Genomic DNA, 24,968 nt, shown 5'->3' on the forward strand with positions numbered 1-24,968 from the left:
GGTCTCCGCATAGAAAAGCGGGGCCGAATGGCCCCGGCTTTTAGCACTTTATTGAGCGCTTACACGCCCAGTTCTTTACGCCGGGCGTCAATCTTCTCTTTGAGAGTTTTTGCGCTGGTGTTTTTATGCGGAGCTTCGCCGAACATCTCTTCGTAAATGGTACGAAGCTGGTCCAGCTCCTGAAGCTCTTCATTGGTTGGCAGATCGTCATTCTTCACCACGACATCGCCGTCGTTATGAGGGATAAGGTTTTTGCCAGCCTCCCCGGAAAACTCCACAATATCGCCAGGCTCGCAGAGCTTGCCGTTAATGAAGGAGCGTTCTTTGACGCGATATTTAGACATTGGTCTGCACCCCGCCAACAATGCCAGCGGTTACTTTGCCAGTGGTCGGCGCGGTACCGGTGACGGTGTAGTTAAGTCGGATGTAGCGCTCCAGCTTCATCGGCAACGTGATGACCGGCGTTTTGTAACCAACGGTCAGGGATGCCAGAGGAATGACCATGGAGATCACATCTGTTGCAGAGCTGAAAGACGAGTTGTCATCAGTCTGCACCGTTACTGTCAGGCTGGTAAGGGTGTTAAATGCCTCAACAACCTGAATCAGCAGCGGGATATCGCCATATTTACCGACATCCTTACTGGATCCGGTGTCAATAACGTTTGTTGATACCGCGGTGGCCGTAATGGCCTGAGCCGCGGAGAACAAAGCCTGTTGATCAAGCAACATGATTCTCTCTCCTTACGCCGTTACGGCAGATTCAGTGTTGAGGATTGCATCCGCACGACGGATAGGAATGCCCAGGAAGGAAACGATCTTCTTACCGCCGTACTCTTCGATAGTAAGGTTCACGTTTTTGGCATTCATAGCCTGTTTGTGCAGCCATGCGTGGATTGTTTTGTTGGCATAGATAACTTCTTTGCCATCACCCAGCATCGCCACGTCGCGGGCATAGTACGCATCAACCATCATGCTGATCAGGTCAGCGCCGGTTGCTGCGTCTTTGGTCAGCGTGGTCACATCGATGTTGCAGATGCGGGAAATTGAACGCCAGTCACGCACGCTCAGACCCAGGTCCCACTTGAATTCGTCGCGATACGCACGGAACTGGCCGCCGTTACCGTCACTTACCAGGTCGTCACCAAGGTCTTCATGCTGGAAGCCTGCAACCATGCCTTCCGGATAGATCATGTGAGCAGTGTTCTCACCCCATGACATAAACCAGATAGAGGTGTTGGTAGAGCCGCTACCACCGGCGCTGAATACGTTCTCTGCGCTTGCCGCTTTGCTGGTGCTCAGCGTGTTGAAGCGTGGTGCCAGACCCATGAATGCTTCAGGTTCAGCATCAGTGTTACCGTAGAAGGTATAGCGGGATACTTTGTTGTTGAAGCCCTGCAACTTGCCCATGTTTTCGGAAACACGGAACGCGGAGGCGTTGTTTGAACGGTCCGCCAGAGCCTTATCAACGAAGCCCAGGTCGTACAACATACCGGTGGTGTCGGTTACTGGTACGGTCTGGGTTTTGGTTGGCTGAACGCCCTGGTTATAGCGGCGCCATACCGGTTCAGGAATACCTGCGCGGATGGTGGTTTTGTGCTTTGAGCCGTCGTTACACGGCACATAGATCGCATCGGTCAGGATGTCGTTGGTTTTCGCCAACTGCTCCACGATGCGCGCGATTCGCCCGTTCTTGTCAGTACGATTGTAGATGTCAAGCAACGATGGCAGAGTTTGACCGATTAAAGCCATTTTTCATACCTCACTTTTTGGGATAGAAGGCGGAGATAAGGTCACTGCCGCCGCTTTCATGACCGCCGGTGACAACCTTGTCTTCTGACATTGCCTTGCCGACTTTGATAAACGCTTTAACAAGCGCCGGGTGATTACCCAGACCGGTTGAATCCAGGTATTCTTTCAGTTCTGGATCGCCGAATTGTTCCAGTGCACGCTGCGCAGCGCTTAGGTTTGCGGTCAGCTTGTCGCCGCCGATCTCTTTGTCAGCCTTCACGTCAGCCGCCCACTGCTCTGTCTGCGCCTGCCAGGCTTCTGCCTGACGCTGCTGCACACCGGCAAGGATTTTCGGGTAGGCGTCCACCAGCTTCTGCGCTTGCTCATTGGTCAGGTTCAGATCGCGGGCAACCGGCTCGAAGTCCTTCAGAGCTTCGGTATCCAGCTCAACGCCTTCGCCAGCCTGAAACTCGTATTTCTCCGGAGCGCCTTCCTGCTTCTGCTCTTTGTCACCTGGCTTTTCAGCTGGCTTATCACCATCAGCGGGCTTATCTTCCTGAGGCTTGTCACCTTCAGCGCCAGGCTGTGGCTTATCGCCTTCTTGTTTCGCTGGTTCGCCTGCAGGCTCCGGAACTTCTGCAGCAGGTGCTGCTGGCGCAGACGGTGCCGGTGCAGCGCCACCATCAGCAGGTTGCTCATTGCAAAGACGGCGATGCAGCAAACGTTCAAATAAATTCATGGTTACTCCTGTTCACTGGCCTCGGAGGCCATCGTCAGATACTGATCCGGGCAGTGCGCCATGACGCGCTGAAGCAGCACCAACGCCAGGTTGCGCTGCCCTTCGTTGAATGCTGTGATGTGCGGGTCTACGTTGAAGCAAGCGCCGAACACCTGACCTTTCTCCAGAAGTGACCAGACAACACGGCGGCCCTGCTCGCTATCCATGACGAACTTGATGTCGTCCTTCTCGCGCTGCTCCAGATCGTGCTTCTTACGCTCGTTCTGAATGCGCAGCTCCTCTTCGTCGAAATCCGTCATTGCTGCTGCGCCCCCACTGCGTTAGTGATTGCGGTAAGCGCACTTGGGTCAGTGGTCTGCGTCTCGCTGAGCGTCTTGGCTCCCTGCGTAACTGCCTGGCCCATTGCCAGCGCCTGAGCTGCCTGCTGCTGTTTGTTGCGCTCTTCACGAATGCCCTGCACCTGCTCCTGCGGAACGATTACGGTTGGCGATACGCCGGACATTTCTGAGAACGCGTCGATAGCCTGATCCACGTCGAGCTTGTCGAGCGCTTCAGGTTTGAACTGTGCGAGCTGGCCAATGAAGCCAACGGTCTGCGACAGGCTGGTGAGGCCGATAGATTTCTGCGCCTGCGCCATCACGGAGATGTACTCTATGCGCAGCGGCATCCCCTGCATAACGTCAGGCGGAGGCGGAAGCATGTTCTTGCGCGCCATGATGGAGAACACGCGATCGATAAGCGGATTGAGAGCCTCGTCGTTCAGACGCTCCAGCACCGGGCCGAGCATCAGCAGCTTCTCTTCCTTCATCTCGATCACTGCTTCCACCGGCATGGAGCGGGTGTTGATGTTTTGCAGCATCATGAAGAGGTCGACAAAGTAGGCGCTGTTGATGGTCTGGCGGGTGTCCTGAATGTCAGCCAGCAGGTCGGCGGTATTCGGGTTGACCAGGTACGCAGGTTTGAAACCGTCCTGCCCGCTCAGTACGTCGAGATAGGTGACATCACCAGGCAGCAGAGAAACGCGCTGATTCTTCAGCGACGTCGGCGCAACCATCGGCGGGTTAGTGGCTTTGTCGATCAACTGAGCTTTACGTTTCTGCTCAACCTGAAGCGCTTTAACCTGCCCGAGCGCCAGCATGCCGGGGCAGGATGATGCGTAAACGTCCTCGCCGTTAACTTCCCAGCGCGGAGCCAGGATCGGGAATTCGTCAAAGCCAGATTCACGCAGCAGCTTGTCGGAGTCGCCGCCTGTCTCGAAATAGACAGAGCGATACGGCTTGTTCTTGCTGTCCATCTTGCCGCTGTCGCGGTTGATGTTAGGCGTGATGCAGTGGTTTACCTCGATCCAGTTTTCGTATGTGCCGTTTTCCCACATGCCCTTAACGGACGTGCTCACGTTGTCCAGGCCGAATTCCTGCACGAGCTGGCGCACGGTCATGGAGAACTGGCGGAAAGAGGTATCGACGCTGCCGCGCGGGCTGTTCGCCAGGTAGTAGCTGCCAATCGGGAATGGCATTGTGCGGATCACGTCCTGGTCATCTTCCAGCACAGCCATAGCGGCGGTACCGAAAGTACCCAGGCTGGCGTACATGACAGGCAGAGACTGGTACAGATTCGACTTGTTGAACACTTCGTTCATGCGGCGCTGCACGACTTCAAGCCAGACCTTCACCGGACCGTAATCCATCATGTCAGGGTCAGGTGTTGCCAGCTTGAACCACGGACGGGCAGGGCTGGTGATGCCGGACATCATGCCGCTGGCGAGAATGCGCTGAGCGAGTGAGCCGGTAGGGTCAACAATTTTGGTGTTGCGGCGATCATCACGGTTAACGTCAGACGTCAGGAAGCGGGAACCGCGCGGATTGATAAAGTCGCTCAGGTCGCGCCAGTGCGGCTCGAACGATGTGCGCTCATTCTTCAGCTGTGCGAGCTGCTTCAGCAGCCGCTCTTTTTCGGTTTCCGCCATCTCTCAGGTCTCCGTTACTGACCGAGCAGCGTTTTACCGCTGGTGTTGGCTTTGGAAGTGTCGCCCTGGGCACCGGTGAGCATGGTCGAGTTACGACCAGCAGCAGCACGGCGGCGGCGCTCTTCGTCATCGCGGGCACTGACCACAGCGGCATCCTGCTCCTGAGGTGCGGCCTGAACTTCTGGTGCCGCTGGCACTGATGGCTTGCTGCCGATACACATAGCGATAACCTCACACACGATTAAATTATTACCAATTTAACCATATACGGATTATTTTACGTAGTATATTGACAGAATGCTGTGCAATTATTACCCTTAAGGTAACACAACATGAAAGCGCACTTCGATATCGGTTCTGTGAGGTCTTGTCGCTAAATCAAAACTGGTTAGTGCGCTTCCAGGTGTGAGCAGTACGGCATATGGCACATGTGTCGCAGCGGTCCGGAGGGGTTCCTTGGTGTTCCTTATCCCCGAGCGGGTAGCCGGAATGTGCAAGTCAGTGTTTCTGTATGCACGGACATGACGACTCACCATCGTGGCGATACGGCGTGACACCTCGGAAGAGACGAGGCCATAACAGGTAAGAGCATTGAGCGATGTCGGAGATCGCCATTCTTGGTAGAGGGTTCGAATCCCTACTCAGTGCTCTTTCCGTTGTGGTGAAAGTTGCTATTAGCACGCGACAAACGCTATCGCCGGCGCACCGGCCACCACACACCAAATCACGTTAGGACCGTGATACGGCAGTACCAGGCAATGCGTGTAGCTTTGGCGGTGGCAGTTACTCCCACTTCTGACCACCGCCCTTTTTACAGCAGAACGCCATCCCGATGACGTTGCGCTGTAAACCCGTAACTGCCAAGGAAGGCACTCCGTTGATTATTCGCCCGGTTCGTCCGGGCATTTTTTTAAGGTGAATATGATGAGCGATAAAGATATTGAGCAGGAAATTCAGGCTAAGGGCTTAACCGCGCCGCGCGTTACGCCTGACCATGTTGAAAGCATTATTGCCAGCGAGCATTATTTTACTGCTGCTGACGGCGAACGCTTCGCTAAATGGGGGGAGCAATTCGCTAATGAGGACGTTGCAGATCAACTGAGCTTGCTGACCTTCTGCGTCCTGGTTCTGCGCAACGGCTTCACTGTCACCGGCGAGAGCGCGTGCGCAAGCCCAGAAAACTTCGACCCGGAGATCGGTCGTAAAATCGCCCGCGAAAACGCGGTGAATAAAATCTGGATGCTGGAAGGTTATCTACTGAAGCAGAAACTGAGCGAGAAATAAAAGACGAATTCGACGGCTTTTAACGCCGTGACATGTCACAATCAGCCCGCCGATGCGCGGGCTTTAATTCGAGGTCAACATGTCAAAACTCAGACTGAGCGCCAGAACAAAGAAGCGAAGAGCAGCAGACCAGGAAGTGATGGACAAGATGAATGACATCTTCCAGAAGGTTAAAAAGTGCGAGCATGAGCTGACAGATACCATCCTGAGCACTCCGTATTTCAAGGCCCGCTAATGCGGGCTTTGTTATTTCCACGGGTCATATTCTGTCACGGCCTTGCCCTGCTGGCTCTCCTGCCCTGGAATGCGCATCCGCTTGGAAACGGGGAAAGCAAATGTCAGCAGCAGCGCGTCACCCTTGCCAGGCGAGCGGCCCAACCGTTCTTTGATATCTTCCTTCGGCTCAATGACGATCTTGCCGTCTACCCTGACTTTGTACTCTGCCGCCGACAGGTCGTCAGCCGTCTCCTGGTCATCCAGCGCGCCGCCGAGCTTCAGCCACGTCTTGGCGCTGTTGAACATTTCGCCGCGCTTGTTGAGCATCTGAGGGTCGGTCGAGCCGCCGCCGAACGGGATTAGCTGCCACGTCCGGCCCCAGCCGTCACCGATGGATTTCAGCCCGGTACCATAGCCGAAGTCGATGAACACCGCGTCAGCCTGGTACTGGTCCTCAAAGTCGGCAATGCGCTTAGCCATAATCAGATCGTCGGTGGTCTTGTTTCCGGTCCAGAGGACTTTGCTGTGCAGACCCTGGCGCAGGTATATCACTGCGTCATCCACGCCGGAATAAGCCGGGTCTACGCCGATAATCACCGGTGCATGTGCCACCTGCGCCGAGGTCACCACGCGCTTCATTGCTTCGTCAGTGAGACCGGTCGGGATGAACTGAAGTTCAGACGCGTCAGGGAATATCCCGCGCACACGAACCTTCACGAAGTCGCTGTCTTCGCCGTAGTCGTCCACCCATTTCTGGAGCTGTTGTTTATTGGTGCCTTCCACAGTGCGGCTGTCAATCTGCGCGCACTTCCAGCGGTGTTTGTATTTACGGAAGCACTCACGGAAACGACCGGTGTTACGAGTCGGGTTACCGAACGCCACCCAGATGATTTCCGTATCTTCATCCGTCAGCGCACCCTCAGCAACTTCCCACACCAGATCGGCAATATTGGAGGCTTCGTCGAACACCACGATGATGCGCTTACGCTCGTTGTGCAGTCCGGCGAAAGCCTCTGTGTTGTGCTCAGACCACGGGATAGCGTCAGCGCGCCAGCGCTTATCGTGCCCAGGGTCGTTGCTGTACATCGCGGTTGCGGTGCAGGTGAACCACTCTTTCGTGATAGCCAGGTTCGACCATTTGATGATTTCCGGCCAGGTCTTGGTGCGTAGCTGGTTGTCGGTGTTGGCGGTCACCACCACCTTGCAGTCCTCACAGGTCGACATGCCCCAGTTGATGAGCATTGAGATGAAAGCGGACTTGCCGATACCGTGCCCGGATGCCCTGCCAAGCATCAGCGGCTGGTGACGCGTCACCGGGTTCTGGAGGTGATCTCGTATTTCGCGGAATGCATCTGCCTGCCACTTGCGCGGCCCGGTGGCGTGCGCCAGCTCTGTGCCCTCCTCGCCCCACGGGAACGCATACAGCGCATAGCCCAGCGGGTCATACGTGAACGAGGCGATATCCTCGACGAGCTGCTCTTCCGTAGACATGGCTGCGGCTGTCATTCTTCACCACCAGCCTGCTCTTTGACGCGGCGGCGGGCGGCAGCCATACGGTCGGCAATGGTGACGGTGCCGGAAACCTCCAGGCGCTCTTTGAACGCGTTGACGTCGACGTGCTTACCGATGAGCTCGAGGTTTTTCACCTTGTCGGGCCACTTCACCTTCTTCAGGATATGCTCGACATCCTCAACAGAGAGATCTGCCTCGCCATTCTCTTTTTTCAGGGAGGCCTGGGTCGTTTTGATGGTAGCGATATCCATCGCACTGAGAGATGTGCGCCAGACCTTCGGCCATTCCGCAATTGGCTTCATCCCGCCGTCATCGTTCAGGATATCCAGGACGTCCATCTGGTCGATTTCCACCAGGCGCATGAGCACGTAGTCAGCGCTGACGCGGTTTCGCTTGTTGCGCTCCTCCATAAGCTCGGCGATTCGTTTCTGGATTCTTTCGTCGCGCATCATGTTGCTGGCTTTGACCGCTGCCGTATTAGGTGAAAATCCTGCGTTAATCGCCGCCTGAGTCTGGTTCTCAGGTGTCTTAATGTATGACTGGCAGTAAGCCTCCATCATCGCTGTAATAGGCTTATATTGCGTTGATTTGCGTTTGTGGGTTTTTGGTATCACGAGCATCATTACCACCTGAGTAATCTTATTACCATGAAGGTAATACTATCACGCAAAACAAAGCCGCCATAGTCGGCGGCCATTGCAATTCAGTGGCGCTATCGTGACATGTCACACCACAATCTTCGTTTCGTGCCAGCCCATTCGCGCCCAACATGATTCCTCTTCCTTCAGACAGCAATCAGCAACAGGCAATTTATCTCCGCACCTTCCGCACCGGTTGGCACTAATTGCTTTGATACGCCCACGCACCCGGGCATCATCCTGGCGGATCAGCAGCGCAATGTACTCGCTCAGTTCATACGGGTCACGCCCGGGTCGCCGCCCGGCGCAGTTCCGCGCCAGCATCTCCATTTCCTGCTCGTCGAGCACCAGTTCCAGTTTGCGCTCACCTGCTTCCGCCTGGCGGGCGCGCTGCGCTGCTTTGCGTTCTGCTGCGGTTTTAGCCATTCTGATTTTCCTGCATCATGAGGAAGACAATCATGGCGGCACGAAGCCCACTCCAATCTTCACACTGGAAACAATCATCAAGACGCTCATCAATGTACGAAGATTCGCCGTTTAACGTTAAATTACTTACAGCTACCCAGCCAAATCCACCTGATGGAATTAACGCGATGTTGCTGTCATCGATAATCGGCCATGCGTCTGCCGGGTTGTTGCAGTAATCAACCCACTTACTTGGAAGGTGTCCAATCACGCATGCAGATGGTGTCCTGCTTTTGCTCTCGATAACCTCTCTACCCGGATGCATAATTCTTGCAACCTGAATGTTTATCTCTTGGTCTGTTAACTGTGAATAGTCCATCAACCCACCTCTCTCAATTTCAGTTCATCGGCCACAGACTCGGGCACCACCACGGGCATCGGCACGCGGATAACCAACTTCTTTAGCCTGTCGATTTCAACTGCGTGCTCCATGGCGATATCCTTCCAGTCCTGCGCTTCGGCCATCCACCAGGCGATATCGGCCTTGAGGCGGCGCAAGCGCCGCTGTTTGAGTTTTCTCACCATGTCCACCCTGCCTGGTCGATTACGCCCCAGGTGAGCAGCACGAACATAACGAAGTCGAATGGGTTAGGCATCACCAAATTACCCCCATCTCGCCGCTCATGAATCTTGCAACAGCTATCAGGACCAGAGTGATAATTACTACTTTGACTGGAGGCATCACTTCACCTCCTGCTGCGGTGCTGCTGGAAGTCTGGTTGCATCAAATGCTGCTTTCTCGTTATTCACCAGGAGTTCAGCTGTTTCAGGTGACAGCGCCCGCACGACAGACCAGAGCGCCGAAAAGTAATCACTACTATCGTTGAAGTAAATAGCCGCCACAGCATCAGAAAGCGCTTCTTTTGAACCATCCGGAATCACCGGAGAGTTGCCATCGGCACCCTGAAGCATGGCGGCGCGGCAGGCGTTCCAGCCTACAGCTTTTCCGTGTTCAAACGCGCTGTCAAAGTCATCATCCATTTCCATCGCAGCGGGCACAGATACCGGTGCTGGCGGGGCGGTGTAGAGCGGCGTTACTTCTCGCAGCGGGTCGGCATAAGCATTGCCACTATCGAAGCTGACGTTGTTTTTTGCGCCGCCGCCTGACAGCAGCCACGCCACAGCCTCCGCTTCGAGCGATGCCAGCGCGATACGCGCCAGCTCCATTTGTTCGCCACGGGTTAAGCCGTTATCGAGAGGTTTTTTGATGAATTCTGCAACGCGTTCTTTGGTAATAGTGCTCATGGGTTAGTCCTCAACCTTGCTACCGCACAATGGGCAGTAAAAGAATTTTCGAGCGAAACCAGGGTGCGGAATGGCAAAGCGCTTTGTCTTCTCGTTCCAGTCGTCGATAACTTTGTCAAAGTCAGCAGCGGCAGCACGCCAGTTCCCGGCGAGAATCGGTTTTGTGCCGATTATCCCAACCGTGCATTTTTCGCATTTGTCAGTCATGCTCACTCTCCTTTACCGGCTGCGGCGGCGCGTGCCGCGTCCCACTTCTGCATGTATTCTTCGATATCACTCCATTCCTCACCTGAACTAGCCAACGCATCAATTACTGACTGGCGTTCACTGTGCTGTTCTTTACTCTCCAGCTCAGCAATCCGCTTCTCTGCGGCTTCTGAGCGCTCCATTGCCACGACAAGAGCGATGGAAAGTGCAGTTGTATATTCTGAATCGCAGCAACTGGCGCATATGCACCCGCCGTCAGAGTGCTTAACAGTAAGAGCCCACTGCTGGCAGAAGTCGCAGTCACGCATTACCGCCTGGCTCCAGTCATGTTTTTCGCGCTGCGGAATGACAAGAGCCTGTTTGTCGATGTTGCTCATTGGGCGGCCTCCGTTCTTTTTCTTGCGCTGAAGCGAGGTACATATTCCATTTCAACCGCAAATACACCTACGCTCTCGCCGTCAACGAACAGTTCGATATCCAACGGCCAAGATGACTCCCAACCGTCATGGTTGTCGAAATAATCAAGGGCAGCATCTTGCGCCAAGCTTTCAAATTCCCACTCAGAAGTGAGCTCATCGATATGTCGAGGGTCGAGGAAATATGCATCCTCGGGAAACGTACCTGCATCGCTTGCGACGTACTGGATTACGCTCATGACTGCACTCCTTTGCGAAGTTCCTGCGCCAACCACTCAAGCGCCATTACTGGAACGCCAATGTGACCTGTGCCTTCGAATTTGTTAAGCAGGTGTTCGATAGCAGCATCCACACCCTGCGCCCGCACTTCAGCCAGGAAAGCGTCTGTTGCCGGGGTTCGCTTCATCTTGAGAATTTCAAAGGCCTCGATCATCGCCAGCTCTGGCATTCCGTCATCCATAAGCTCTTCGGCTTTCTCGATAGCCTCAAACATCGAGGCGCTATGCGGATTAGGACTCCACTCCTTCATCCCCTCATTCTCCGCAGCCAGCTGAGCATTTTGGTCTGCCAGCATATTCCCGGTTTTTATGGCGGCATCCAGTGAAGCGCTGCAAATGCGAAACTCTTTCGCCAGCTTCAGGAACTTCTGCTCTCTGATCGACAGCTCGCCTGCGCTCTCCAGGGAGGCGATGAGCTCGTTTACTGTTTCGATGTTCATGCCGCCACCCATTCATTAATCAGCCAGACACCAAACGCCGACAGTGCAATCACAGCGATTACCACGACAAAGTTGAGCGTCAGCGAATAAACACGAAGAGTTCTGCCGCTATAGTTCTCAAAATCCATACTTACCCCCGCTTACCTGTATAAATTATTGATTACGTTGATATCAAAAAGGATCGTTATTTAACGCCGATCCCGAATCTTGCGATTAACAGTGCATCCGCGATGGCCTGGCCTTTCGCTTTGGCATCCAGTGCCCTGAGCTCCGGGTAAAGCTGAATCGCCCTGCTGCGCGCCGCGTCTTTGTCGCTACCGATAAGCCCGGCTGACTTCTTCCAGGCCTGCGGCGTTACCAGCGTGTACGGAATGTTGAGCCCCTGTAGGATCCCCTCAGCTACACCAGCTGCATGACCGAACGTGAACATGCTCGCCGTTCCCTGCCCTGGCATTGCACCGACCTGCTCAAGGTAAGCGTGCGTTATTCCGTACTGCCTGATCCATGCCGCCACCGCTGCACCGTTGACTCTGGACTTTGTGCCGACCTTGATGGTTGGCATTGCCAGATGGTGGATGTATCCGCCCTGTTCAGTGACGAGAACCAGCGCTCCGCTACATCCCGGGTCAATCCCTAAAATCGCCGTCATGATTTACCCCCTAGGTAATTTAAATCCATATATGAATTAAAATCAATAGCAATGCGCACATTTCGTTACCCGCAAGGTAATTATGAAGGCGTAAAAAAATGCGCTGCCGCGCTGGTGCTGCTATGTGGCCTGGTAGCCCCTGAATCCCTCTGGAATTGTCTTGTCTGGCTCCGGAACGTCGTTGATATCCCTTCTCTGCTGCTGGGCAGCTGGCCTTGCCCTGGACTGCTGCACGCTTCTCGCCAGCTTCTGCTGCCACTGGTCGTGATGGAATGCCTTGCCCTCCGCTTTCCAGTACGTGATGAATTCTGCCAGCTCGAACGGTGTGATTTCCGTCTTCAGGTTTATTCCCCATTGAGAAGCTCTCTTGGCGAACTGCGGATCCGGCTTCCAGTTGTCGTGCATCTGGAATTTCCCAAACTCACCCATTCCACCAGGAGCAACGTAGCCATTCAGCATCGCGTTGTTCGCATCCGGATCTGGTTCACCGCCACCAGCAGAGTTATCCACAGGTGAATTTTGCTCGCCTCCTATGAGTGGGGTTTTTCCTTTCCCTTCCTTTCCCTTCCCTTCCCTTCCAGGCGGTAGTTGTTCGGTATCAGTACCGTAATCATACGGTAACACACATAAGTCTTTGATAATGCTCTTTTTAGCCTTGTTGATGACCTGATGTTTGGCAAAGTTATTCACAAGTCCGTAAATTTTGCCATCATGGCCGGAAAACAGGCTGATATATCCCACGCTGTAAAGCTCTCGCATCAGTACCGGAATGCTACCGGACTGCTCCCGTATAGGGAAAATTGCAGCTTTAATCAGTTTCGGGTTGGCATTGAAATACCCTTCATCATCGGCGTAATTAAGAAGGCCGATCGCCAAAAGGCATGCTGCCTCTGATACCTCTGACATATCTTCATCGGTCCAGAACTCAGGCTTAATCGTGCGTATACGTGCCATCAGATCACTCCCATATAAGCCCGGATGAACTCAGATGCGGCCTGTGCGTTTATGGCGTTACCGTAGCCCTTAAGTCGGCCTGTGCGGTTGCGTCCAGCCATTGCTCGTAATGAGGACTTACCGTGTCCCAGGCTTTTGGCAAACCTTGCAACCAGCGGGAATGTGCCGGATTCAACTGGACGCCATTGCCCATCTCGACAAAAGACCCAGTCCGCATCTCGCCAAAAACCGTTAACCTCAATGGGCCTGCTGTGTAAGCCTGGCGCGGTAACTGATCCAGTCGCTCTTTCCCTTCCCTCTGCGCTGTCATCCCTGATGTGTCCTTCCAGTCGCGAGTTGTCGGCGTAACCCATCCCGCCAGTAACGCTGTGCCCGGCAGCTTCAAGCACACTTTTGGTTGCCCGTTCTGATTCTTCCCACTGTAGCAATGAGTCGACCCGGTTGAGTCGTTCGCCACCGGTGTTTGCCAGCCTGTCAGTCGAGCTGCTCCGGAGACGTGCTGTAATCCCCGTTTCGTTTCCGGCTGCGGATTCGTATTCGCTACTGGCGTTGGCCACCCAGTAGGCCCGCTCTCTGATGTGCGGCGCACCGACGCCCGCTGCCGCAAACGGCACAAGCCCGAAGGCGTATCCCATTCCTTCCAGGTCAGCTTGTACAAGGTCGAACCATGCGTTTGCGTTACCGCTTGCAACCTGTTCGCCAAAGACATGCTGAGGTCTGCGCTCGCTGATGAGGTGGAAGAAGTGGGGCCAAAGGTGCCGCTCGTCAGCAAACCCATCTCCTTTGCCTGCCGCGCTGAAAGGCTGGCACGGGCAGGAGCCAGTCCAGACTGGTTTATCGTCAGGCCATCCGGCGAGGCGCAGGGAATGAGACCAGACGCCAATTCCGGCGAAGAAGTGGCACTGTGTGAATCCTCGCAGGTCGTCAGGTTTGACATCTTCAATACTCCTTTCATCAACTTCGCCCGGGGCGATATGGCCGCCGGCGATCAGGTTACGCAGCCACTGCGCTGCAAATGGGTCGATTTCGTTGTAATACGCTGCGGGTTTCATGCTTCACCCCGTGCGGATTTGAGAGCGGAAGAGAACTCGCTGCGGTGACGGTTTGCGCTCTGAAGTGCGCACTCAACACAGGTGCCATTCAGTACGTAGCGCTCCGCCTTATGACCATTCCGGCAGGCTTTGCCGGTGTAGAATCTGTTCAGGCCAGCCTTAGCGGCCTCCATTCTGGTGACAATTTTCACGAAAACGGCCTCATGTTTGGTTATGGATATCGGTAATTTTGTGCGATGGCCGAAAAAAGATCAACCATATTCGGATCATTATTACCTGAGAGGGCTGAATAGATATGAAAAGACCGCCAGAAGGCGGCCTGATGGGGGTTTGAAAGAGGTTTTATTCGTAGAAAAAGATAGCCAGTTCCGGCTTTGTTCTGACCCATCCGCGTTGTTTACATGCCTTAAATAGCCCATTCATCAATGTCTTACCGGGCATTTTCCGCCGCCCTGTCAGATGCGTCTGGATGTAATGACTAGTCGTCCCGGCCTCGTCAGCAAAGGCATTTCGCTCATCAGGAGTGAGTTGCAACCAGTGTTTTTTGAAGTCGAATTTTTCGTTCTCGCTCATAGCTATTGCCTGATATTAATTTCAGATAACAAATATTCACCCAGAAGGTAATAAAAATCAAGGTTTGTTACCTGTGGGGTGCATTTACCCTACAGGTAAAATCGCTTTTAATTGATTCACTAACTGATTCATATATGAGGCGATTAACCAGAGCATGAAAAGTATTCAGGATATCCGCAGGCAGAATATTAACGATATCATCGACCGTGATTTTAACGGGGTGCAGACTCGTCTGGCGGAAAGACTGGAAACTCAGGCTAACCTGGTAAATCGCTGGGCGCGTGGTCAGAAGGTTGTCGGCGACACGGTGGCGCGCAAGATTGAGAAGGCAGCCAACAAGCCAACAAACTGGCTGGATATCGACCATTCTCTGTCTGCTGTCGCTATCGTACACGAAGAGATTACCCCGTCAGATATCGGCCAGCTGGCGGCGCATAACCTGGAATCTTGGATGCAGAACAACCGCGACCTTTCATCTCAGGGTAAATTGTCAAAAGCGTCCGGCGTTGCCCAGGCGACAATCAACAGAATGCTGAACAATGAGGTTAGCGTTTCGATCTCCACACTGGAGTCCATCGCCAGCGCGTTCGGGCGCCGTGGCTATGAGTTGCTCATTCATCCCCGCGACCCGGCAACCATTCATTACGACCGGGCCCGCTACGCATTGTTACCTGAGAGCGAGAAAAGCAAGATTGAGAGCTATGTCGATTTTGTGATTGTTCAGAATGGTAAAACGCAAGAGTAAAATCATACATTTCAGATACTAAGCCGCCATTGAGCGGCTTTTTTATTGCCATAACAATTACCTTATGGGTAATTTTTTATAATCATACCTATTGACTTCAAACCACATAGGGATAATTATTACCTCAACGGTAACACTGAGGTAACGAATTATGCAGTGGAAAATCATCAACGGTTGGTACTGCGTTACGGCGTGCGGGCTGATGAGCACCAAGTGCCGCACTCTGCATGAGGCCATCAACTGGGCGTTCGTCACCAAGATGGCAGTCAAAACTGAAATGGATATGGGGGTGAGCAAGTGAGTGAATTAGCAATCATCGAAATCGCGCCGGACCTGGCGCCAAGCATTTACGTTGAAAACGGTCTGGAAAAGTTTCTCGAGCAGATCCGTAATGGCGTTAACGAAGTTCCTGACCTGAGCACCGCTAAAGGCCGCGCCCGTATCGCATCGCTGTCAGCCCAGGTATCCCGCAGCAAAACTGCTGTTGAAAAACCAGGTCGTGATTATCTGAAGCGCCTGAAGGAACAACCGAAAGTTGTTGAAGCCGAACTGCGCCGATTCGTGACCGAATGCGATCAGATTCGCGATGAAGTACGCCGCCCTCTTACTGAATGGGAAGACAAGGAAAAGGCTCGCACTGAAGCATTGCAACAGCGTCTTGTAGATTTGCGCTCGCTGTCTGACGTGATCGACGCTGCCGGCAACTACCTTCCATCCACTGATATTCAGTCGCGCATTCAGGAAGCTAAATCCGTAGTGCTGGATGACAGCTGGCAGGAGCGCACAGCAGAAGCTGGTGTTGCTAAGGATTCAACCATTCAGCAACTGGAAGCATCTCTGGCAGTAGCGCAAAAGCGCGAGCACGAAGCTGCTGAGCTGGAACGCCTGCGTAAAGAGGCAGAAGAAAAAGCACGCCTCGAACGTGAAGAGTCTATCCGCCGGGAGGCAGCAGAGCAGGCTAAGCGTGATGCAGAAGCAAAAGCACAGGCCGAGATTGATGCTGCTGCACGACGTGAAGCTGAAGCCAGAGCTGCAACTGAACGCGCAGAACGCGAAAAAATTGAAGCCCAGCAGAAAGCAGAGCGTGAAGCAAAAGCTGCTGCGGAAAAAGCTGAGCAGGAAAAGAACGCTGCTATCGCAGCTGAGCGCCGCCGCCAGGAAGAAGCGGAAGCCGCACGCCTGGCAGAACAGAAACGCATTGCCGATGAAGAAACGCGCCGTGCTGCTGACAAAGAGCACCGCCGCACCATCAATCGCCAGGCTATCGCAGACCTGGTTGAAAGCGGTCTTTCGCAGGAAATGGCAGAGAAAGCACTGATCGCCATCGCCAGCGGGAAGGTTTCTGCAATCTCTATCAAGTACTGAGGTGCGTATGAACATCCAGCAGATTAACAACCTGAAAAAAATCATGACCAGCATCGGCAGCGACTATCAGCTGAGCCAGTTGCACTACGAGCGCCAGGTAGAGCTTATCGACGCAATCAGTCATCTCAAACTGCAATCGCCATTCTACGAACTGGAGCGCAAAGGCGTACGCCGTGAGGTTCTTGAAGAACTGATGATGAGCCCTGAGTTTGAAGAGCTTCTCGCCGCATACCAGCGCGAGCTGACTGGCGTTATTGCCAAGTGGGATCTGGCTGACCAACTTGACACGGCGAGGAACGCGGCATGAAACCAGGTATTTATTTCGACATCAGCAACGAGGACTACCACGCCGGTGACGGCGTGAGTAAGTCTCAGTTGGATATGGTTTCACTGAGCCCGGCTCTGTTGCAATGGCAAAAATCAGCGCCGGTCGACACCGAAAAACTGAAAGCGCTGGACATTGGCACCGCACTGCACTGCCTGCTGCTGGAGCCGGAAGAGTTCGATAAGCGCTTCATCGTGGCGCCGCATTTCAACCGCCGCACGACAGCAGGCAAAGAGGATGAAGCTGCGTTCCTGAATGATGTTGCTGGCATGGGCATGACGGTGATGGACGCAGAACAGGGACGAAAACTGCAACTGATGCGCGACAGCGCGATGGCCCACCCGGCTGCGAGGTGGCTTCTGGAAGCGGAAGGATTCTGCGAAGCATCGCATTACTGGACGGATCCGGAGACTGGTGAACTGTGCCGCATTCGCCCGGATAAGCGACTGAAGAATCATCCGGTTCTACTGGACGTGAAGAAGGTTGCCGACATGGAGCGGTTCTCACGACACGTAGAGGAATTCCGGTACCACGTACAGGACGCCATGTACCGCGAAGGCGTGCAGCAGACCACCGGCGAACCACATGGCTTCTTCTTCCTGGCAGTAAGCGAAACCATCGACTGCGGCCGATACCCCGTGCGTGTGTTCGAACTGGATGCGCCGGACGTCGATGCCGGGCACGCGCTGTTCCGCAGGGATCTGAATACCTACCACCAGTGCCGAGAAACAGGCGACTGGGGTGGATTTGAAATTATTAAACGCCCTGAGTGGGCACGCAAACAGGATATGTACGTATGAGCAACGACATCGCAATCACATCGCAGCCTGGCGCTACCGTCGGTACCGCCGCGGCAATCTTCAGTCCTGAGGGTATGGACCGCCTTGTGCGTTTCGCAACCCTGATGGCTGACAGTAAGGCCACGGTTCCTGCGCACCTGGCAGGAAAGCCTGCTGACTGCCTGGCCGTGACCATGCAGGCGGCGCAGTGGGGAATGAACCCGTTCGCCGTGGCGCAGAAAACTCACGTCGTCAACGGTACCCTGGGCTACGAAGCGCAACTGGTGAACGCGGTTGTGTCCTCCTCCAATCTGCTGGCCACCCGCCTGAATTATCGCTGGGATGGTGACTGGTCGAAAGTAAACGGGAAATCCGACAAATCGCCGAACCTCACCGTAACAGTGTCGGCAACCCTCAAAGGAGAGTCAGAGCCGCGCGAACTGACGATCAGCATGGCCCAGGCAGGAGTACGCAACTCTCCTCTCTGGGAGCAGGATCCTCGCCAGCAGCTCGCATATCTTTGCGTTAAGCGCTGGGCGCGTCTTCATGCCCCTGACGTCCTTCTTGGCGTGTACACCCCTGACGAATTGCAGGAGACGGCACCGCGCGTTGAACGCGATATCACGCCAGTACCAGCCACCGCATCAGGCATGAACAAGCTGATCAACTCTAAACCTGAGCAGCACCAGGAAGAGAAGCCGAAGAGCAGCGACGACCGCGATCCAGATGAGATGCTGATGTCTTTCACTGATGCGGCTGGCAAAGCTGAGAGCGTAGAAAAGCTGAATTTGATCTTCAACGGCGGGGTATGGCCTGACGGGAAAAAGCGTCCTGGTGCAAAAGATGCGCTGTCCGGTAAATGGCTTGAAATGGCAGAAGACGTTTACAACGTCCGCCGCGATGAGCTGAACGAAGTCCCTATGTAATCACCACCGTGGCGCCACGGCGCCACACCTGCAACCACGAGAGGTTTTTATGAAAGGTGCATTTGGTAAGAAGGAACTCCTGGCGGTGGTGCCACTGTCATGGAGCACGATTGACCGCCTGGAACAGGCTGGAGAATTCCCGTCCCGTTTCTGGATCACCGACCGCCGCTGTGCGTGGGACCAGAGCGAAGTTGAATCCTGGCTCGATAAGCGTAAGGCGGCAAGCCCGGCAACGTTTACCGGAAAAAAGCCGCCAGTTGACCGCCGCGTTTATCGCCCGGTGAGCGCAGCAGCATGACGGCGCTGAAGAGGCATTTTGGGAGATGGTCAGATGTGTACCTGTATCTGACCGTAATCGCCTACCTGATGTGGCTGGCGGCGGTAATCAGTTAAGGGGGATTGAAAAGTGAAAAAGCTAACCCGTCTTGAAAAGTATCACATGAACAAAGTTTCTCAGCGCAGCCCTGGCAAAGTTGTCGCTGTAACGCCTGAAGCAATGGAAATTGAAAGTCGGGCCATTGACCGCGAAAACAGAGGTCATTACCGCATTGCTGCCCGTCTCTGGCTTCAGTGCATGGATGTTGCAATAGGTGAAGTGGAGCGCGCCCGCATCGCGGTGCGCCGCCAGCAATGCATAACTATGAGCAACCACATTCGCCAGGGTGAATATAGCGGGATCGGATGTCGCGGGGTGGTGTATGACTAACCCGCATGACGGTATCACAGTTGGCAGTGTAACGCTGCCTTACTCCATTAATCGCCGTGGATGGATAGCACCAAGCGGTGACGTTATCAGAGACCCATTAAAGGCTCAGCGCCTGGCTGAGTTGATGAACAGCAAGAAGGTGGCAGCATGAACAAAGCAGCACCAGCAGATTTAAGAAAGTGCCTCGAGGCTGCAAATATGCTCGCCTCGTTCGGCATCCGATTTGTTCCAATGCCAGCAGCAACAGACGCGGAGTACGCAATGCTGTCTGCAATGTTTATGGATAAGTTGGAGTCTCTTGCTTTAGAAGCTGAGAAGTCTGAAGGCGGTGAAGCATGACCGGTAAATACACTCTTATCTACGCAGATCCTCCCTGGACATACCGCGACAAAGCCGCTGATGGGAACCGCGGCGCCGGGTTCAAATACCCTGTCATGAGCGTGCTGGATATCTGCCGCCTGCCAGTGTGGGATCTTGCCGCTGACGATTGCTTGCTGGCTATGTGGTGGGTTCCGACCCAGCCGGTTGAGGCATTGAAGGTTGTTGAGGCATGGGGTTTCAAACTGATGACGATGAAAGGATTCACCTGGCACAAGACGAATAAGCACAAAGGCAACAGCGCGATCGGCATGGGCCATATGACCCGGGCGAACAGCGAAGACTGCCTGTTTGCGGTACGCGGAAAACTGCCGGCGCGCATGGACGCCTCAATCTGCCAGCACGTCACGGCGCCACGCCTGGATAACTCGCGCAAGCCGGACGTTATCCGGGAAAAACTGGTGCAGTTGCTGGGCGATGTGCCGCGAATTGAGCTTTTTGCCCGCGAGTCGTCGCATGGCTTTGATGTCTGGGGAAACCAGTGCGAAGGACCGGCGGTGCAGTTGCACCCTGGCTACGCGCTGGATATCGCCGGGATGACGCGGGCATTCGCAAATGCTCCGCTGTCACCAACAGACAACCAGGGCCGGGAGCGTGCAGCATGAGTAAAGAGGTGCAAGACCATAAGGATGGTTTCTATTGCCCATATTGTCAGCGGATGATAAAGCCTGAAGTTGGCGATGACGGAGAGATTATCGCGCTCAACGATGGCATGGATACGTTTTATGTTTATGTCCATGATGACGTTGAGCATGACAATGATTTTTCATTTACACCGATACATTAACCTAAACAAGCGGCTATACAGTTTCCATCCACTTCTCAAACTTCGACGGGGAGAACGGCACCAGATCGGTGTGCTCCCCGTTAATCCATGCATCAATCATATCCGCCCACTGCTGCAACATATAGGCTCGCTGCCTGGCATACTCCGCTTTGTTGTACACCGCTCGCACGCCCTTCTGTTCATGTGCCTGTGCCTTCTCGATCCAGTCTGAAGGGTAATCCGCTTCGTGCAGTAGCGTGCTGGCCGTCCGGCGCAGGTCATGCACGGTGAAGTCCTGAATTTTCTCTCCGTCTTTGTTTATGGCATCCACGGTCCGGTCTATCAGCGAGTTTAGAGCAGCGTTCGATAACGGCTTGCGGAAGTTGTAGCGCCCGGGCACCAGGTACTCACTGCCACCGGCGCACATCTGCAAACCCACCAGCAAATCCTGAGCCTGCTTCGGCAGGTAAATCACATGCGCGCGCCCGGCCTTCATCCTGTCTGCGGGAATCGTCCACGTCCACTTTTTGAAATCGACTTCATCCCACGTTGCAAAGGTGAATTCGCTTTTGCGCACCAGCGTCAGCAGCACCAGTTTAAGAGCCATCTTCATGGAGCCCATAGCACCGACGTCATCCAGTGCGCGGAAGAATAATCCGATCTCTTCCGGTGATAGCGTGCGCTCACGCGGCTTAAACATGGCGATGGATGATGGCTTAATGTCTGCCGCCGGATTGAACAGGCCATGACCTCTGTCATTGGCGTACCGGTAGACGCTGCTGATTATCTCCCTGACCTGAATCGCCGTCGCCCGGCCGCCACGCTCTACGATACGATCGCAAAGGTCGCGCACCACTCTGGTGGTTATCTCAGTCATCATCTTGTTGCCGAGCGCCGGTAGGATATCCCGTTCGATAACCGCCTGCTTCATGGCGCGGGTACTGTCTGCCAGGGTGACGTGCTTCATGTAGGCGTCGGTATATACCGCGAATGTTTCGGCTCCGGCGATCTGCCTGATACCGTCACGTTTCGCCGCAGCAGGCGACTGGCCTGACTTCAGCAGCTTCTTGGCGGCAATGAGTTCCTCGCGCGCTTCCGCCAGACTGATACCGTCACGACCGTACTGGCCGATCACCAGCGTTTCCCGGCGGCCGTTAATGCGGTAGTCGTAGCGGAACGAGACAGAGCCTGACGTGAGCACGGCGACATACAGCCCGTCACGGTCGGAAACCTTGTACAGTTTCTCCTGTGGCTTCAGGTTTTTCAGTTTTGTATCGGTAAGCAAAATTCACCCGTAATGCATCCATGTTTTGTCGGTATGAGAGTATACCTTTCGGGTAATACCGTCACCTGTACCGTCGAAAAATGTGGTGTAGAGTGAATAGATATGAGTAGCTATAAACAAAAACCCTCTGCAATTACAGAGGGTTAGAGATGAAATTGAATAGATATGATGTGCTATGAACTAGCTATACATCATTCCCACTCAATCGTAGCCGGTGGCTTACCGCTGATGTCATACACCACGCGGGAAATACCGTTAACTTCGTTGATGATGCGGTTAGACACGCGGCCCAGGAAGTCATACGGCAGGTGCGCCCAGTGTGCGGTCATGAAGTCGATGGTTTCTACCGCACGCAGGGAAACAACCCAGTCGTACTTACGGCCATCGCCCATTACGCCGACGGAGCGAACCGGCAGGAACACGGTGAACGCCTGGCTCACTTTGTTGTACAGGTCGGCTTTGTGCAGCTCTTCGATGAAGATAGCATCCGCACGACGCAGCAGGTCGCAGTACTCTTTCTTCACTTCGCCCAACACACGCACGCCCAGACCTGGACCCGGGAACGGGTGACGGTAGAGCATATCGTACGGCAGACCCAGCTCCAGACCGATCTTACGCACTTCGTCTTTGAACAGCTCACGCAGCGGTTCAACCAGACCCATCTTCATCTCTTTCGGCAGGCCGCCTACGTTGTGGTGAGATTTGATGACGTGTGCTTTGCCGGTTGCTGAGGCAGCAGATTCAATAACGTCAGGGTAGATAGTGCCCTGTGCCAGCCATTTAACCTCTTCAAGCTTCAGCGCTTCTTCGTCGAACACTTCTACGAAGACACGACCAATGATTTTACGTTTGGCTTCTGGATCGTTTTCACCTTCCAGCGCATCGAGGAAGCGCTTCTCGCCTTCCACGTGAACGATGTTCAGACCGAAGTGGTCACCGAACATGTCCATAACCTGCTGGGCTTCGTTCAGACGCAGCAGACCGTTGTCCACGAATACGCATGTCAGGTTTTTGCCGATAGCACGGTGCAGCAGCATCGCGGTCACGGAGGAGTCAACGCCACCGGACAGGCCGAGGATCACTTTGTCATCGCCAACCTGCTGGCGGATACGCTCAACGGCGTCGTCGATGATTTTTGCCGGGGTCCACAGGGCTTCACACTGGCAGATGTCACGCACGAAGCGCTCCAGCATCCGCATCCCCTGACGGGTGTGGGTCACTTCCGGGTGGAACTGTACGCCGTAGAAGCGTTTTTCTTCGTTCGCCATAATCGCGAACGGGCAGCTTTCGGTGCTGGCAACAGTCACGAAATCAGCCGGGATAGCGGTCACTTTGTCGCCGTGACTCATCCACACGTCCAGCAGCGGTTTGCCGTCTGCGGTCAGGGAGTCTTCGATACCACGCACCAGCGCGCTGTCGGTAACCACTTCAACCTGCGCATAGCCGAACTCACGCTCGTTAGAACCTTCAACGTGGCCGCCCAGCTGCATTGCCATGGTCTGCATCCCGTAGCACACGCCGAATACCGGAACGCCTGCTTCGAACACGTACTGCGGTGCGCGTGGGCTGTTCTCTTCGGTGGTGCTTTCCGGGCCGCCGGACAGGATGATGCCGCTTGGATTGAATTCGCGAATCTGTGCTTCCGTGACATCCCACGCCCACAGTTCACAGTAAACGCCCAGTTCACGCACGCGGCGCGCCACCAGCTGAGTGTACTGAGAACCGAAGTCGAGGATGAGAATGCGATGTTTATGAATGTTTTCCGTCATTGACGCTAATTCCGAGGCAAGTGAAACAGATTAAATAAATCGCCCGACACAAGGTCGGGCGAAGAAAATCAGGAGCCCAGACGATAGTTCGGGGACTCTTTAGTGATCGTCACGTCGTGAACGTGGCTCTCCTGGATACCCGCACCGCTGATACGTACGAATTCCGCTTTAGTACGCAGCAGGTCAATGGTACCACAGCCGGTCAGACCCATACAGGAGCGCAGGCCGCCCATCTGCTGGTGAATGATCTCTTTCAGACGGCCTTTATAGGCAACGCGACCTTCGATACCTTCCGGCACCAGTTTGTCAGCCGCGTTATCGGTCTGGAAGTAACGGTCAGAGGAACCTTTAGACATCGCGCCCAGGGAACCCATACCACGGTAAGATTTATAAGAACGGCCCTGGAAGAGTTCGATTTCACCCGGGGATTCTTCAGTACCGGCCAGCATGGAGCCTACCATCACAGCAGCAGCGCCAGCGGCGATAGCTTTAGCGATGTCGCCGGAGAAGCGGATGCCGCCATCAGCGATAACCGGAACACCGGTGCCTTCCAGCGCTTCAACCGCGTCAGAAACGGCGGTGATCTGCGGAACGCCCACGCCGGTCACGATACGGGTAGTACAGATGGAGCCAGGACCAATACCCACTTTCACCGCGCTGCAACCAGCTTCAGCCAGAGCACGAGCGCCTGCGCCAGTCGCCACGTTACCGCCAATGATTTGCAGGTCAGGATATTTCGCACGGGTGTCACGGATACGTTGCAGAACGCCTTCGGAATGGCCGTGAGAGGAGTCAATCAGCAGCACGTCAACGCCTGCCGCAACCAGCGCATCAACACGCTCTTCGTTGCCAGCACCCGCGCCAACCGCAGCACCTACGCGCAGACGGCCATGCTCGTCTTTACAGGCGTTTGGTTTACGTTCTGCTTTCTGGAAGTCTTTAACGGTGATCATGCCGCGCAGATGGAAGTTCGCATCCACAACCAGCGCTTTCTCAACGCGTTTTTCGTGCATTTTCGCGAAGACCACTTCACGTGTTTCGCCTTCACGAACGGTCACCAGACGCTCTTTCGGCGTCATGTAAACGCTGACAGGCTGGTTCAGGTCGGTCACGAAACGCACGTCACGGCCGGTGATGATACCCACCAGTTCGTTGGCTTCAGTCACAACCGGGTAACCGGCAAAGCCGTTACGTTCGGTCAGGGCTTTAACTTCGTGCAGAGTAGTGGTTGGCAGAACGGTCTGAGGGTCGGTGACGATACCGGATTCATGTTTCTTCACGCGGCGAACTTCTTCAGCCTGACGCTCGATAGACATGTTTTTGTGAATAAAGCCAATGCCACCTTCCTGTGCCAGGGCGATTGCCAGGCGCGCTTCAGTCACGGTGTCCATTGCCGCAGAGAGCATAGGAATGTTCAGGCGAATGGTTTTAGTCAACTGCGTGCTGAGGTCGGCAGTATTCGGCAGAACGGTGGAGTGAGCGGGAACAAGGAGGACGTCGTCAAACGTCAGTGCTTCTTTAGCGATACGTAGCATGGGCAATATCTCTGACCTGGGTGGTTA

39 protein-coding genes and 1 pseudogene are annotated in these 24,968 nt (G+C 54.5%); 14 read left to right on the forward strand and 26 right to left on the reverse strand.

Annotated elements, in window-relative coordinates:
* Positions 1–59 precede the first annotated feature (59 nt).
* The 7 genes from HV107_RS02980 to HV107_RS03010 are packed head-to-tail and all read right to left on the reverse strand — an operon-like array spanning position 60 to position 4,654.
* Positions 60–344 carry a hypothetical protein gene (locus HV107_RS02980; protein WP_182062024.1) on the reverse strand — a complete coding sequence of 95 codons (285 nt, stop codon included), beginning with the start codon at positions 342–344 and terminating at the stop codon, positions 60–62.
* On the reverse strand, positions 337–729 hold the full coding sequence (locus HV107_RS02985) for a Bbp16 family capsid cement protein (protein WP_015971042.1): 393 nt from the start codon (positions 727–729) through the stop codon (positions 337–339). The genes HV107_RS02980 and HV107_RS02985 overlap by 8 nt, the downstream gene beginning before the upstream one ends.
* 12 nt (positions 730–741) lie before the next feature.
* Complete coding sequence (locus HV107_RS02990; RefSeq protein WP_058659533.1) at positions 742–1,749, reverse strand: major capsid protein; 1,008 nt, start codon at positions 1,747–1,749, stop codon at positions 742–744.
* Between the two features lie 10 nt (positions 1,750–1,759).
* The gene (locus tag HV107_RS02995; protein ID WP_182062025.1) at positions 1,760–2,467 is read right to left on the reverse strand and encodes a peptidase; all 708 of its coding nucleotides are present in this window, start codon (positions 2,465–2,467) and stop codon (positions 1,760–1,762) included.
* Positions 2,468–2,469: 2 nt separating this feature from the next.
* Positions 2,470–2,766 (reverse strand): hypothetical protein, encoded by a 297-nt coding sequence (locus HV107_RS03000; protein ID WP_182062026.1) that lies wholly within the window; start codon positions 2,764–2,766, stop codon positions 2,470–2,472.
* On the reverse strand, positions 2,763–4,433 hold the full coding sequence (locus tag HV107_RS03005; RefSeq protein WP_182062027.1) for a portal protein: 1,671 nt from the start codon (positions 4,431–4,433) through the stop codon (positions 2,763–2,765). The genes HV107_RS03000 and HV107_RS03005 overlap by 4 nt, the downstream gene beginning before the upstream one ends.
* Before the next feature lie 14 nt (positions 4,434–4,447).
* On the reverse strand, positions 4,448–4,654 hold the full coding sequence (locus tag HV107_RS03010) for a hypothetical protein (RefSeq protein ID WP_032634944.1): 207 nt from the start codon (positions 4,652–4,654) through the stop codon (positions 4,448–4,450).
* Positions 4,655–5,357: 703 nt separating this feature from the next.
* Between HV107_RS03010 and HV107_RS03015 the strand changes: the two genes are divergently transcribed.
* Together HV107_RS03015 and HV107_RS03020 are read left to right on the forward strand one after the other, a co-directional pair.
* Positions 5,358–5,717 carry a Gp49 family protein gene (locus tag HV107_RS03015; RefSeq protein ID WP_182062028.1) on the forward strand — a complete coding sequence of 120 codons (360 nt, stop codon included), beginning with the start codon at positions 5,358–5,360 and terminating at the stop codon, positions 5,715–5,717.
* A gap of 79 nt (positions 5,718–5,796) precedes the next feature.
* On the forward strand, positions 5,797–5,952 hold the full coding sequence (locus HV107_RS03020; RefSeq protein ID WP_182062029.1) for a hypothetical protein: 156 nt from the start codon (positions 5,797–5,799) through the stop codon (positions 5,950–5,952).
* 11 nt (positions 5,953–5,963) lie between these two features.
* Here HV107_RS03020 and HV107_RS03025 read toward each other — a convergent pair whose 3' ends face one another.
* The 16 genes and pseudogenes from HV107_RS03025 to HV107_RS03095 all read right to left on the reverse strand — a co-directional run bounded on the left by HV107_RS03025 (position 5,964) and on the right by HV107_RS03095 (position 14,362).
* Positions 5,964–7,439, reverse strand: coding sequence for a terminase (locus tag HV107_RS03025; protein ID WP_182062030.1), 1,476 nt, complete (start codon positions 7,437–7,439; stop codon positions 5,964–5,966).
* Positions 7,436–8,068 carry a terminase small subunit gene (locus HV107_RS03030; RefSeq protein WP_182062031.1) on the reverse strand — a complete coding sequence of 211 codons (633 nt, stop codon included), beginning with the start codon at positions 8,066–8,068 and terminating at the stop codon, positions 7,436–7,438. The genes HV107_RS03025 and HV107_RS03030 overlap by 4 nt, the downstream gene beginning before the upstream one ends.
* Before the next feature lie 102 nt (positions 8,069–8,170).
* Entirely contained in the window at positions 8,171–8,509 is a 339-nt protein-coding gene (locus HV107_RS03035) for a hypothetical protein (RefSeq protein ID WP_182062032.1), read from the reverse strand.
* Complete coding sequence (locus tag HV107_RS03040; protein ID WP_182062033.1) at positions 8,502–8,867, reverse strand: phage protein NinX family protein; 366 nt, start codon at positions 8,865–8,867, stop codon at positions 8,502–8,504. The genes HV107_RS03035 and HV107_RS03040 overlap by 8 nt, the downstream gene beginning before the upstream one ends.
* The gene (locus HV107_RS03045; protein ID WP_182062034.1) at positions 8,867–9,073 is read right to left on the reverse strand and encodes a hypothetical protein; all 207 of its coding nucleotides are present in this window, start codon (positions 9,071–9,073) and stop codon (positions 8,867–8,869) included. Before HV107_RS03045 ends, HV107_RS03040 begins: the two co-directional genes overlap by 1 nt.
* Positions 9,074–9,448: 375 nt before the next feature.
* Positions 9,449–9,793 (reverse strand): annotated as a pseudogene (locus HV107_RS03050) (hypothetical protein); the annotation flags it as partial.
* A 3-nt stretch (positions 9,794–9,796) separates the two neighbouring features.
* Complete coding sequence (locus tag HV107_RS03055; RefSeq protein ID WP_180238328.1) at positions 9,797–10,000, reverse strand: hypothetical protein; 204 nt, start codon at positions 9,998–10,000, stop codon at positions 9,797–9,799.
* A gap of 2 nt (positions 10,001–10,002) precedes the next feature.
* Positions 10,003–10,377: an alpha/beta hydrolase gene (locus HV107_RS03060; protein WP_182062035.1), complete on the reverse strand. Its 375-nt coding sequence runs from the start codon at positions 10,375–10,377 to the stop codon at positions 10,003–10,005.
* Positions 10,374–10,655: a hypothetical protein gene (locus HV107_RS03065; RefSeq protein WP_182062036.1), complete on the reverse strand. Its 282-nt coding sequence runs from the start codon at positions 10,653–10,655 to the stop codon at positions 10,374–10,376. Before HV107_RS03065 ends, HV107_RS03060 begins: the two co-directional genes overlap by 4 nt.
* On the reverse strand, positions 10,652–11,134 hold the full coding sequence (locus HV107_RS03070) for a hypothetical protein (protein WP_182062037.1): 483 nt from the start codon (positions 11,132–11,134) through the stop codon (positions 10,652–10,654). Before HV107_RS03070 ends, HV107_RS03065 begins: the two co-directional genes overlap by 4 nt.
* The gene (locus tag HV107_RS27200; protein WP_259349679.1) at positions 11,131–11,262 is read right to left on the reverse strand and encodes a hypothetical protein; all 132 of its coding nucleotides are present in this window, start codon (positions 11,260–11,262) and stop codon (positions 11,131–11,133) included. The genes HV107_RS03070 and HV107_RS27200 overlap by 4 nt, the downstream gene beginning before the upstream one ends.
* Positions 11,263–11,318: 56 nt before the next feature.
* The gene (locus tag HV107_RS03075; RefSeq protein ID WP_182062038.1) at positions 11,319–11,783 is read right to left on the reverse strand and encodes a crossover junction endodeoxyribonuclease RuvC; all 465 of its coding nucleotides are present in this window, start codon (positions 11,781–11,783) and stop codon (positions 11,319–11,321) included.
* A gap of 120 nt (positions 11,784–11,903) precedes the next feature.
* Complete coding sequence (locus HV107_RS03080; protein WP_182062039.1) at positions 11,904–12,737, reverse strand: DnaT-like ssDNA-binding domain-containing protein; 834 nt, start codon at positions 12,735–12,737, stop codon at positions 11,904–11,906.
* Positions 12,737–13,789 (reverse strand): DNA cytosine methyltransferase, encoded by a 1,053-nt coding sequence (locus HV107_RS03085; protein ID WP_182062040.1) that lies wholly within the window; start codon positions 13,787–13,789, stop codon positions 12,737–12,739. Before HV107_RS03085 ends, HV107_RS03080 begins: the two co-directional genes overlap by 1 nt.
* Positions 13,786–13,980 carry a hypothetical protein gene (locus HV107_RS03090; protein ID WP_032636567.1) on the reverse strand — a complete coding sequence of 65 codons (195 nt, stop codon included), beginning with the start codon at positions 13,978–13,980 and terminating at the stop codon, positions 13,786–13,788. Before HV107_RS03090 ends, HV107_RS03085 begins: the two co-directional genes overlap by 4 nt.
* Positions 13,981–14,131: 151 nt before the next feature.
* Entirely contained in the window at positions 14,132–14,362 is a 231-nt protein-coding gene (locus HV107_RS03095) for a hypothetical protein (protein ID WP_032634928.1), read from the reverse strand.
* Positions 14,363–14,516: 154 nt separating this feature from the next.
* Here HV107_RS03095 and HV107_RS03100 point away from each other — a divergent pair, with 154 nt between their 5' ends.
* The 12 genes from HV107_RS03100 (at position 14,517) to HV107_RS03155 (ending at position 20,373) form a co-directional block, all read left to right on the forward strand.
* Complete coding sequence (locus HV107_RS03100; RefSeq protein WP_182062041.1) at positions 14,517–15,107, forward strand: helix-turn-helix domain-containing protein; 591 nt, start codon at positions 14,517–14,519, stop codon at positions 15,105–15,107.
* Between the two features lie 151 nt (positions 15,108–15,258).
* Complete coding sequence (locus HV107_RS03105; RefSeq protein ID WP_162843058.1) at positions 15,259–15,408, forward strand: hypothetical protein; 150 nt, start codon at positions 15,259–15,261, stop codon at positions 15,406–15,408.
* Positions 15,405–16,472 carry a hypothetical protein gene (locus HV107_RS03110; RefSeq protein WP_182062042.1) on the forward strand — a complete coding sequence of 356 codons (1,068 nt, stop codon included), beginning with the start codon at positions 15,405–15,407 and terminating at the stop codon, positions 16,470–16,472. The genes HV107_RS03105 and HV107_RS03110 overlap by 4 nt, the downstream gene beginning before the upstream one ends.
* A 7-nt stretch (positions 16,473–16,479) precedes the next feature.
* Positions 16,480–16,779 (forward strand): hypothetical protein, encoded by a 300-nt coding sequence (locus tag HV107_RS03115; protein ID WP_150318762.1) that lies wholly within the window; start codon positions 16,480–16,482, stop codon positions 16,777–16,779.
* The gene (locus HV107_RS03120) at positions 16,776–17,597 is read left to right on the forward strand and encodes a PD-(D/E)XK nuclease-like domain-containing protein (RefSeq protein WP_182062043.1); all 822 of its coding nucleotides are present in this window, start codon (positions 16,776–16,778) and stop codon (positions 17,595–17,597) included. The genes HV107_RS03115 and HV107_RS03120 overlap by 4 nt, the downstream gene beginning before the upstream one ends.
* A complete protein-coding gene (locus HV107_RS03125) occupies positions 17,594–18,502 on the forward strand; it encodes a RecT family recombinase (protein WP_182062044.1) in 909 nt (302 codons plus the stop codon). The genes HV107_RS03120 and HV107_RS03125 overlap by 4 nt, the downstream gene beginning before the upstream one ends.
* A gap of 49 nt (positions 18,503–18,551) precedes the next feature.
* On the forward strand, positions 18,552–18,800 hold the full coding sequence (locus HV107_RS03130; protein ID WP_182062045.1) for an AlpA family transcriptional regulator: 249 nt from the start codon (positions 18,552–18,554) through the stop codon (positions 18,798–18,800).
* 108 nt (positions 18,801–18,908) lie between these two features.
* The gene (locus HV107_RS03135) at positions 18,909–19,208 is read left to right on the forward strand and encodes a PerC family transcriptional regulator (protein ID WP_182062046.1); all 300 of its coding nucleotides are present in this window, start codon (positions 18,909–18,911) and stop codon (positions 19,206–19,208) included.
* Positions 19,201–19,359 carry a DUF1317 family protein gene (locus tag HV107_RS03140; protein ID WP_182062047.1) on the forward strand — a complete coding sequence of 53 codons (159 nt, stop codon included), beginning with the start codon at positions 19,201–19,203 and terminating at the stop codon, positions 19,357–19,359. The genes HV107_RS03135 and HV107_RS03140 overlap by 8 nt, the downstream gene beginning before the upstream one ends.
* Positions 19,356–19,547, forward strand: coding sequence for a DUF1382 family protein (locus HV107_RS03145; protein WP_182062048.1), 192 nt, complete (start codon positions 19,356–19,358; stop codon positions 19,545–19,547). Before HV107_RS03140 ends, HV107_RS03145 begins: the two co-directional genes overlap by 4 nt.
* Positions 19,544–20,191 (forward strand): MT-A70 family methyltransferase, encoded by a 648-nt coding sequence (locus HV107_RS03150; protein WP_182062049.1) that lies wholly within the window; start codon positions 19,544–19,546, stop codon positions 20,189–20,191. The genes HV107_RS03145 and HV107_RS03150 overlap by 4 nt, the downstream gene beginning before the upstream one ends.
* Complete coding sequence (locus HV107_RS03155; protein ID WP_047344943.1) at positions 20,188–20,373, forward strand: hypothetical protein; 186 nt, start codon at positions 20,188–20,190, stop codon at positions 20,371–20,373. Before HV107_RS03150 ends, HV107_RS03155 begins: the two co-directional genes overlap by 4 nt.
* Before the next feature lie 13 nt (positions 20,374–20,386).
* Here HV107_RS03155 and HV107_RS03160 read toward each other — a convergent pair whose 3' ends face one another.
* The 3 genes from HV107_RS03160 to guaB all read right to left on the reverse strand — a co-directional run bounded on the left by HV107_RS03160 (position 20,387) and on the right by guaB (position 24,941).
* The gene (locus tag HV107_RS03160; RefSeq protein ID WP_182062050.1) at positions 20,387–21,637 is read right to left on the reverse strand and encodes a site-specific integrase; all 1,251 of its coding nucleotides are present in this window, start codon (positions 21,635–21,637) and stop codon (positions 20,387–20,389) included.
* A gap of 191 nt (positions 21,638–21,828) precedes the next feature.
* The gene (gene guaA / locus HV107_RS03165) at positions 21,829–23,406 is read right to left on the reverse strand and encodes a glutamine-hydrolyzing GMP synthase (protein WP_182062051.1); all 1,578 of its coding nucleotides are present in this window, start codon (positions 23,404–23,406) and stop codon (positions 21,829–21,831) included.
* A 68-nt stretch (positions 23,407–23,474) separates the two neighbouring features.
* Positions 23,475–24,941: an IMP dehydrogenase gene (gene guaB, locus HV107_RS03170; protein ID WP_014071321.1), complete on the reverse strand. Its 1,467-nt coding sequence runs from the start codon at positions 24,939–24,941 to the stop codon at positions 23,475–23,477.
* Positions 24,942–24,968 lie beyond the last annotated feature (27 nt).

Source organism: Enterobacter sp. RHBSTW-00175, from assembly GCF_013927005.1.
Taxonomy (GTDB): domain Bacteria; phylum Pseudomonadota; class Gammaproteobacteria; order Enterobacterales; family Enterobacteriaceae; genus Enterobacter.